The following is a 9,586-nucleotide window of genomic DNA, read 5'->3' as shown; positions in this document are numbered from 1 at the left end:
CAGTCTGGAAGACCTGTGGGCGTTCAACGACGAGCATCTGGTCCGGGCGATCTTTCACTCGACGCTACCGGTGATGGCGGCCATCGGCCACGAGGTCGACACGACCCTGGCCGAGTTCGCCGCCGACGTGCGCGCGCCGACGCCCTCCGCCGCCGCCGAACGGCTGGTGCCGGATCGCCGCGATCTCGAGGCGACGCTGAATCAGCAGCGGAGAAGGCTCCATCAGGCGTGGCGCGGGCGCTTCAACGCCGAGTCCCAGCGCCTCGATCACCTGCGTGCACGGCTGCGCCACCCCGGTGAACGGCTCGCCCAGCAGCGCCAGCGTCTGGCGGGGCTGGATCGTCGCCTGCAACTGGCGATGCAGCAGCGTCTGCAGCGGGATCGTCAGCGGCTCGAGGCCGCCACCCGGCGCTTCACGCGCCACGACCCGAGCCGTACGCTGCGCCAATCGCGGGAGCGTGTGGACCAGCTACGCCAGCGACTGGAGAGCGCCCAGCAGCGCCAGTTGCAGCGCGAACGCCAGCGGCTGGAGGGCGTGGCCCGGGAGCTCAACGCCGTAAGCCCGCTGGCCGTGCTGGGACGGGGCTACTCGATCCTGCAGGACGACGACGGCCAGGTCGTGCGCGCCGCCAGCCAGACCCAACCCGGCCAGATGCTGACGGCCCGCCTCGGCGAGGGCCGCCTGAAGCTGGAGGTGAAGCGACGGCTGAAGCGCTGAGCCATTCGCGGCCGCTAAGCGAGCCGCTCTTCGGGATCCCCCGGCTGCACCAGATGGATCCGTGTCCCACCCTCGCCCTGACCCAGCCCAGGCTTGAGCCGCTGATCGATATCGTAGTGCCCACCGTTCTGGCGCCGGAAAGGGATAGGCGCATCGCTGAACAGTCCCTCGAGGCGATGCCTGAGATCGGCCACCACCCGCTGCCAACCGGCATCATCCAGGCGATCGCTCGAATAGACCGGAAACGGCGGCATGACCGCCAGCCCGGGATAGAACAGCGTGCCGTGCTGGATCGGCCACAAGATCTCTTCCAGGCTGCCATTGACGCCGCGATCGCTGTAGTGCGGCGCGCGCCCGCCGATCGGCAGGATCAGCATCGCGCGACGGCCGGCCAGTACGCCTTCGCCGTAGCGGTCGCCCCAGCGTTCGCCACCGTGCTCACCGACACCGTATGCAAAGCCGAAAGCGAACACCCGGTCGACCCAGCCCTTGAGAATCGCAGGCATGCCAAACCACCACAGCGGGAAGCTGAACAGCACCGCATCGGCCCACAACAACTTGCGCTGCTCGGCGGCGATATCCAGGGTCTGGGTATCGGAGGCATAGGCGTGGCGGGATTCGGCGATGTAGCTCAGGCGCTCCGGATCGACCGTATCGGTGAAATCCTCTCGATCGGCGACCGCCTTCCATCCCATGGCATAGAGATCCGAGACCTGCACCGCATGCCCCTGCGTCTGCAGGAACTCCACCGCCAGGTCTTTCAAGGCGCTGGTCAGCGACTGGGGCTCGGGGTGGGCGTGGACGATCAGAACATGGCTCATGGTCCGGTTCCTCGTTTGGGAAAATGATCGGGTTCGGACCCTGATCTTGAGGCGCCGTCTGGTATTGTAGAAATCCGATATTCTATGGCTTGGTATCAATCGAATGGATATCGAACGGCTGGACCTGAATCTGCTGGTGACTCTCGACACCTTGCTGGTGGAGCGCAATGTCAGTCGCGCCGCCAAGCGTCTGCACCTCAGTCAGCCGGCCCTCTCGGCCCGCCTGACCCGTTTGCGCGAGCTGCTGGGCGACCCGCTGCTGCTGCCCGCCCAGCGCGGCATGATCCCCACCCAGCGCGCGCTCGAGCTCCAGGCACCGCTGCACGCCGCCATCGAGGGTGTACGTCAGGTCGTCGCCGAGGGCAGCCCGTTCGAACCGGCCACGGCCAAGGCCACCGTCGCCATCGCGGCCAGCGACTATGTGCAGTATTCGGTCCTGATGCCGCTGGCGCTGGCCCTGAGCCGGGAGGCGCCGGGGCTCAGGATCGCCTGGCGGACGATAGATACCGGGATTCTGAATGCGCAGATGGCGCGTGGAGAGGTCGACCTGGCCCTGACGACGCCCGGGACGGCGCCGGACAACCTGCGCATGCGCACGCTCTATCACGAGGCGTACGTCGCCATCGTGCGCCCCGGCCATCCGGCCTTGTCGGAATCGCTCGATCTCGACACCTTTTGCCGGCTGGATCACGTCATCGTCTCGCCGGAGGGCGGCGGCTTTCACGGCCCCGTGGACGATGCCCTGGCCGCCGTCGGCCGGTCCCGGCGCGTGGCCCTGTCGGCGCCGGGTTTCCTGGTGGTGCCGGAGATCGTCGCGCGCAGCGACATGATCGCGCTGGTCCCCACCCGGGTCGCCGGAGACCGCCTTGGCCGGGTACGGCTGCTGGATCCCCCGCTGTCCGTTCCCGGTTTCGACATGGCCATGGTCTGGCATGAGCGCACCACCACCCACCCGCTGCACCGATGGTTGCGCCGGCGAATTGGCGAACTGGTTTCGGATGCGCGTGAGGATGGCAGGGAGATGCCGACGCGGCCCTAGCCCGATGAAATGAAAAACCCGATTCGACAGTGCCGAATCGGGTGATCGCCCAGCGAGAGGGTCGCGTCGTTTCAGTTGGCCGGCTGCCTCGCCTTGGCGAGTTCGGAGCGCCGACCGGCGGGGATCATCCCGCCTGTTCCGGCATCGCGCTCGGCTTGAAGCTGCCGGGATCGAGGTCGTGGCGCGCGAGCAGCTTGTAGAAGTCGGTGCGATTACGTCCGGCGATGCGGGCCGCCTGGGTGACGTTGCCTTCGGTGATCTTGAGCACCTTGATCAGGTAGCCGCGCTCGAAGCCGGCGCGCGCCTCGCTGAACGAGGGCAGCGCGTTCTCCTCGGCGGCCAGCGCCTGGGAGACCAGCGCTTCGGGGATCATCGGCGTGCTGGTCAGCGCCACGCACTGCTCGACCACGTTGACGAGCTGGCGCACGTTGCCCGGCCAGCCGCTGGAGGCGAGCAGATTGAGCGCCTCGGGCGAGAAGCCCTTGACGAACGGCTTATGCCGCGCGGAAACCTGCGCCACCATGTGCTTGGCCAGCAGCGGGATGTCCTCGGCGCGATCCCGCAGCGGGGGCAGCTTGAGGTTGACCACGTTGAGGCGATAGTAGAGATCCTCGCGGAAGTCGCCTTCGTGCATGGCGCGGTCGAGATCGCGGTGGGTGGCGGAGATGATCCGCACGTCGATCGGGAACGACTTGGTGCTGCCCAGCGGGCGAACCTGGCGCTCCTGGAGCACGCGCAGCAGCTTGACCTGCAACGGCAGCGGCATGTCGCCGATCTCGTCGAGGAACAGGGTGCCGCCATCGGCGGCCAGGAACAGCCCCTCGTGCTGGCTGACCGCGCCGGTGAAGGCGCCACGGGCGTGGCCGAACAGTTCGCTCTCCAGCAGTTGTTCCGGTAGCGCGCCGCAGTTGATCGCCACGAACGGTTTGTCGGCGCGGGGACTGGCCTGGTGCATGGCGTTGGCCAGCAACTCCTTGCCGCTACCGCTGGGGCCGGTCAGCAGCACGCTGACGTCGGAGGCGGCGACCATGTAGGCCTGCTCGAGGATGCGCTCCATCTGCGGGCTGCGGGTGATGATCTGGGACCGCCACGCCTCGCCACCTTCACCGCGCGTGGTCGGCGTCTGCTTGAGGGCCTCGTCGATCGCCTCGAACAGCTCGTCGCGATCGACCGGCTTGGTCAGGAAACTGAAGACGCCCTGGCGCGTGGCGCTGACGGCATCCGGAATCGAGCCATGGGCGGTCAGAATGATCACCGGCATTCCGGGCATGCGACGCTGCAGTTCGTGGAACAGCGCCAGGCCGTCCATCTCGTCCATGCGAAGATCGGATAGCACCAGGTCCGGGGAGGTCTCTTCGATATGCGTCAGCGCTTCGCGACCGCTTTCGGCGGTGGTCACGCGGAATCCGCGGCTTTCCAGACGCATGCCCAGTAGCTTGAGCAGGCTGGTATCGTCGTCGACCAGCAGGATATGGGCCGTGATGCCGCTCCTGCCCGGTTGCATGGCCGGCGTTCGCACCGGCCGGGTCTTCTGAGCTTCTGTATTCAATGACATGGGATTGGCACCTCCTGCCACCGCTTCACCTTATCGCTGTCGATGAGGATGTGTCACGCTCGATGTGACGCGGTCGCGCGCACCGGGATATGGCCGGGCATCGCGCGGATGGCTTGGTTTTACGTAAGTGTGGGTCGCGCGAACCTGGCGCGTCTCAGTCGCGGGCGTTGATCGTCCGCTCGATGTCGGTCAGCGCTTCCAGCTTGTCCGACATCTCCTTGAGCTGTTGCTTCAGCTTCTCGTTTTCCTGCTTCAGTGCCTGCGTATCGTTGCTGCCGACATTGACCCGGCTCCCCCCGCTCGAGCCTCGCAGCGCGTAGAGCTGCCGGCGCTCCTCCAGCTCGTTCAACCACTGCTGCAGGAGGGGCTGCAGCCGGGGCGGTGCCGAGCCGATCGCGGCCTTGTAGAAGCTCGAGGCCTGGGCCCATTGGCCAGGGCCGTCCCAGGAGAGCACCACGGCACGCACGGCCTTCTGGTCCATGCGGCTCTGACCAACCCGCTCCAGCACCTCGTCACGCCACTCGTCATCGCCGCGCTGCGCTTCCAGGCCGAACGCGACCCAGGAGTCGACCAGGCAGACATTGTCGGCGTAGGTGGGAATGTCACCACAGCCATATTGCCTGGGTTCGCCGGAGAGGGACTGGCAGCCCACCAGCGCCATCATGCCGAACAGGACGAGCGTCGCTCTTATCTGACTGACCATGTCTCTTTCCTTGCCTCACCGCCCGGAAACGTCTCGTCCGGCGCGGCCTCATTATCGTATTGCGCCCCGCGGACCGGGGCGCTGGCCCATGGCAGCGTGAGCCGGAAGCAGACCGGCAACTCGGTGTCATCCACCAGCGCCAGCTGTCCGTCCTGCAATCGGGCGCAGTCCGCGGCGACCGAGAGTCCGATACCGGAGCCCTTGAGCGGCCCCTTGCGACGCGCGCTGCCCTGATAGAACGCTTCGAACAGGTGCTCGCGGTCCGACTCGGCGATGGGATCCCCGCTATTGGCGACATCCAGCGCCAGCCAGTCGCGCTGATGGGCGACGCGAATCACCAGTTCGCCACCGTCGCTGCCATAGGCGATGGCGTTCGAGATCAGGTTGTCCAGCACCCGTGCCGTGCGCTCCCGATCGGCCTGCCAGGTCAGCGGATGATGTGGACTCCTGACCTGCATGCCCTTGTTGTCGAGCGCCAGGCGATGCTTGGAGAGAACCTCCTGAATGACCGTCGCCACATCGAACTGGGTGACTTTCATTCGACGACTGTTCTGCAGCAGATTGTAATCCAGAAGCTGCTCGATCAATGTCTGCAACTCCTGGCCATTTTCATCGATCAGCCGCACGACCTCGCTCTGCCGCTCGTTGAGTTCCCCGGCCACGCCGTCGGACAATAGTGACGTGCCCTCGCGAACGCTGGCCAGCGGTGTTTTCAACTCGTGCGACATGTGGCGCAGAAACTGCTGCTTCTGCGCCTCGAGTTCGGACAACCGGCCCGACAGCCAGGTCAGCCGCTCGCCCAACTGGACCAGTTCGGCAGGCCCCTGGATACGGGTGGGCGTGTCGCTGTGATCGCCGCTGCCGAGGCCGAAGATCCGTCGCTCGAGCTGGCGGATGGGGCGCGTGATCAGCCAGGTGAAGAACAGCATCAGCATCAGGCTGGCGGAAACGAGGGCGGCGGTCTGCATCCACAGCCGGGCCTTCACCGCATCGGCCTGTTCGCGGATATCGGCGATGCGCGTGTCGATCAGGTCGTTGGTGGCATCCCTCACCGCGTCGGACTCCGAGGCAAACCCGGAGAATCGCTGCAGGAACATCCCCATGTCGTCGACCGACGCCTGCGGCAGAACCCGGAGTTGCCGGAAGCGCTCGACCAGCGACTGGAAGTCGGGGTTGTCGCGCATCAGAGGCTCGTGCTGCTGGAGCAGTTCACCGAACTGGCGCGCCTTCTGGTTGTAGATATCGCGCAGGCCCTCTTCTTCGATGACCGCGTACTGGCGCGCGCTGCGCTCCATCTGCAGCGCCAGCGAGCTCAGCATGCGGGCACGGCGGGTCTCCTCGACGGCCTCTCGAGCGCTCTGGTCGGCCAGGGTCGAGAGCTGCGACAGCGCCTGTCCGGCCTGAAACATCAGCACGGCTATCGGCAACATGACGACGACGAATGCCAGCAGTACCAGTTGCAAAAGCGAGCGAGGCCGCCAACGTCGGGAGAGCTCGGTGGTCATGGAGTTCGCTCTATGCAGGATGCCCATTGGGGTCATGGATCGTTCCGCAAGGATAACATCTTTGTTGAATGCCCATTCAGGTCGAAGCGTCGAGCGCGCTCGGATCTCAGCCCTACCCCGATCGACAGCCGCCTCCGGTCGTGCGCCGGGAATCCACTCAAAAAAAGAGGGCCGGCAGAGCCGGCCCAAGGTACGCAGGGAACTGAAGGGTCGAGAACGACCTTGAAACGCTGCCTGAATCAGCTATTCGAGACCGCTCCCGTGGCCCGAAGGCCCCGAAGCCGATATTCGACTAAGCCATTCAGGAGCTATCGAATACCATGGCGGCGAGCCGCCCGCTTCGTCTTCGGACCGGTCGCCAGACTTGCAGTTGCCGAGCCTGGCGGCCGGTCGCAATGGGTCCCCTCTCGCGAGGGGGAAGGCATCCTTGCCGGGGCATCCTTGCCCAAGTGGTGCATCTCCTTGCCCGATGGGCCGCACCCGTCTCATCGCAACCTAAGTCACACATCGCGTGGAGCAGACGAATCCTGAAGGCCCTGCACAGGGTAGTTGAGGAACCTGACAGGATTCGGCGAGACGACTCCGCAGACGTCGTCTCGTCGCTCTCGACAAGACTATTGCGATAGCCGTGCCAGTTTTTAAAAACCCAATTAGTATCAATTAGTTAAAAACACTTCATTCCCTACAACCGGAGCGCTGCGCGCGGCTGGCCACGGAAGGACGAAAAAAAGGGCCAAAAATGTCGTCCATGACAGACGCTTTTTGGCCCTTTTCCCTTTATTTCAATAAAATCATTATCTTGACGCGTCTCCATTTGGAGACGCCATGATCCATAACTCACCGATACAGGTGTCGCTTTACAGCGACTTCAGCAAGACCTTGGAGCGCCGGGCCTGATTGTAGGTCTCGCGCTTGAGGTCCGGCAGCGCTTCCGGCGTGGCGAGTGAAAAGCCCCGCTCCACGAACCAGTGAGTGGTATGGGTCGTCAGGGCGAACAGCTGGGTGAATCCCCGGCGACGTGCGCGGCGCTCTATCTCCGCCAACAGAGTCTCACCCCGGGTCCCCCGGCGATAGTCGGTGTGCACGGCCAGACAAGCGAGTTCGCCCATCCTCGCCTCGGCGTAGCCATGCAGCGCCGCACAGCCGATCGCCATGCCGTCGCGATCGATCACCACGTAATCCTCGATCTCGTGTTCCAGCCGCTCGCGGGTTCGAGCCACCAGCATGCCGCTGGCCTCGAGCGGCTTCAGCAGTGCCAGCAGGCCACCGACGTCATCCAGCACGGCCTGGCGCAGCAGCTCGTAGCGGTTCTGGGTGATCATGGTGCCGACACCGTCGCGGGTGAACAGCTCGCCGAGCAGGGCATCGTGATCGCGCCACGACAGCAGGTGGGTACGGCCGACACCGTGGCGGGCCGCGCCGCAGGCGGCGCTGAGGTGACGGGAGAGCTCGCTGCCGGGGCTGGCCCGTTCGCGCAGGATGTCGGCTTCGTCGGGGGTCAACTGACGCTGCAACTGGCCACTGTCGTCGTGCAGCCCGGCCGACTCGCCGAGCAGAATCAGCTTGTCCGCCTTGAGCGAGACCGCCACGTGCTGGGCGATTTCCGAGGCATCCAGGTCGAAGACCTCTCCCGTACGGGAGTAGCCCAGAGGCGGCAGGATCACCAGATTGCCGCCGGCGAGCAGGCTCTCGATGGCCTGGCTGCGCACCCGGCGCACCTCCCCGCTGTGATCGAAATCCACGCCGCCGCGCACCCCCAACGGCTTGGCGGTGACCAGGTTGCCCGAAACCGCCGTCAGCTCCACGCCGTGCAGCGGCGTATTGGGCAGGCCCAGGGAGAGCTGGGCCTCCAGCTCGAGCCGGTGGGTCGCCGCGATCCGCTCGACGTGGTCCATGATCTCGCGATCGGCCACCCAGCGACCGTCGATGCGCACCGGCTCGATACCGGCAGTCTCGAGGGCAGCGGCAACCTGCGGTCGAATACCGTAGACCAGCACCACCCGTACTCCCAGGGTGTGAACCAGCGCCAGGTCCTGCAGCAATTGCCCGCGTCGCGCCGACGCCATCGCCTCGCCTTCCACCAGAATGACGAAGGTCTTGCCACGGTGGGCGTTGACGTAGGGCGATGAGTGGCGAAACCAGTCGACGAAGGGAAAACGCGAGTCCAAGGGATTGACGCTCCGGCAGAGGGCTATGAGACATGGCCCGCGTGGGGGCTGCCTCAACTATACCAGACCGTCTTTGGGCCGGTAGACCGCGGCGGCGTCTTCGTGGCGCAGTCGGCTTCGCCGAATCAGCCGAACATGCCCTTGAACATGAAGAAGAAGGCGATGGAGAGTAGTGCGCCCGCCGGCAGGGTGATCAGCCAGGAGAGCACGATCGAGCCGAGTACGCGCAGGTTGAGCGCCGCCATGCCGCGCGCCAGGCCGACCCCGAGTACCGCGCCGACCAGCGTGTGCGTGGTCGAGATCGGCAAGCCGGTACCGGAAGCGAGCACGACGGTGGAGGCGGCGGAGAGCGTCGCCGCGAAACCGCGGCTCGGCGTCAGTTCGGTGATCCCGGTGCCGACGGTGGCGATGACCTTGTGGCCATAGGTCACCAGGCCGACCACGATCCCGCCGCCGCCGAGCACCAGCACCCACCACGGCATGGTGGCCGAGCCGGTCACGCTGCCACTGTTCTCGACCACGCTGATCACCGCCGCCAGCGGGCCGACCGCGTTGGCGACGTCGTTCGAGCCGTGGGCGAAGGCCATGGCGCAGGCGGTGAACATCATCAGCACGCCGAAGATGCGCTCCACGCTGGAGAAGTCGTAGTTGCTGCGAGCCCGCCGGTCGCCGCGGTTGATCCGGTTTTCCAGCAGCAGCCCGAACATCATGATGACGACGCCGAACGCCACCGCCAGCAACAGGCTCTCGCCGAAGGTCAGGTGCAATCCGACGTGGGACAGCCCCTTGACCAGGGTCACCATCGAGACGATGAAACCGACCAGGAAGATATACCCCGGCACGTAGCGCTTGGCCGCCGCGAACGGGTCGGGACTGTCGAAAATCAGCACCTGCACGGAACGGAACAGCATGAAGGCGAACACCCCCGCGATCAGCGGCGAGGTGATCCAGCTGAGCGCAATCGTTCCCACCGACCCCCAGTTGACCGACTGGACCCCGAGCCCGGCCACCGCGAACCCGACGATGGCGCCGACGATGGAGTGGGTGGTGGAGACCGGCCAGCCCTTCATGGACGCG

Annotated in this window: 8 protein-coding genes; 2 read left to right on the top strand and 6 right to left on the bottom strand. The window is 65.7% G+C overall.

The window, feature by feature from the left end:
- Window positions 1–718, top strand: a 718-nt coding sequence (locus Q0602_RS00745; RefSeq protein WP_298837465.1) for an exodeoxyribonuclease VII large subunit, incomplete at its 5' end; no start/stop codon positions are given.
- Between the two features lie 14 nt (window positions 719–732).
- Here Q0602_RS00745 and Q0602_RS00740 read toward each other — a convergent pair.
- A complete protein-coding gene (locus Q0602_RS00740; protein ID WP_298837462.1) occupies window positions 733–1,539 on the bottom strand; it encodes an NAD(P)H-dependent oxidoreductase in 807 nt (268 codons plus the stop codon).
- Window positions 1,540–1,642: 103 nt separating this feature from the next.
- Between Q0602_RS00740 and Q0602_RS00735 the strand changes: the two genes are divergently transcribed.
- Window positions 1,643–2,578 carry a LysR family transcriptional regulator gene (locus Q0602_RS00735; protein ID WP_298837459.1) on the top strand — a complete coding sequence of 312 codons (936 nt, stop codon included), beginning with the start codon at window positions 1,643–1,645 and terminating at the stop codon, window positions 2,576–2,578.
- A gap of 124 nt (window positions 2,579–2,702) precedes the next feature.
- Here Q0602_RS00735 and glrR read toward each other — a convergent pair whose 3' ends face one another.
- From glrR to Q0602_RS00710, 5 genes are all read right to left on the bottom strand, one after another.
- Window positions 2,703–4,082 (bottom strand): two-component system response regulator GlrR, encoded by a 1,380-nt coding sequence (gene glrR, locus Q0602_RS00730; protein WP_298837468.1) that lies wholly within the window; start codon window positions 4,080–4,082, stop codon window positions 2,703–2,705.
- Between the two features lie 205 nt (window positions 4,083–4,287).
- A complete protein-coding gene (locus Q0602_RS00725; protein ID WP_298837457.1) occupies window positions 4,288–4,836 on the bottom strand; it encodes a hypothetical protein in 549 nt (182 codons plus the stop codon).
- Window positions 4,821–6,377: an ATP-binding protein gene (locus Q0602_RS00720; protein ID WP_298837455.1), complete on the bottom strand. Its 1,557-nt coding sequence runs from the start codon at window positions 6,375–6,377 to the stop codon at window positions 4,821–4,823. The genes Q0602_RS00725 and Q0602_RS00720 overlap by 16 nt, the downstream gene beginning before the upstream one ends.
- Before the next feature lie 821 nt (window positions 6,378–7,198).
- The gene (gene argA / locus Q0602_RS00715) at window positions 7,199–8,509 is read right to left on the bottom strand and encodes an amino-acid N-acetyltransferase (RefSeq protein ID WP_298837453.1); all 1,311 of its coding nucleotides are present in this window, start codon (window positions 8,507–8,509) and stop codon (window positions 7,199–7,201) included.
- A gap of 125 nt (window positions 8,510–8,634) precedes the next feature.
- Window positions 8,635–9,586 (bottom strand): inorganic phosphate transporter (locus Q0602_RS00710; RefSeq protein WP_298837452.1); only part of this gene is annotated, 952 nt, incomplete at its 5' end.

The sequence above is a fragment of the uncultured Salinicola sp. genome, assembly GCF_937921195.1.
In the GTDB taxonomy this organism is placed as follows: Bacteria; Pseudomonadota; Gammaproteobacteria; order Pseudomonadales; family Halomonadaceae; genus Salinicola.
This window is presented reverse-complemented; position numbering and strand designations above follow the sequence as displayed.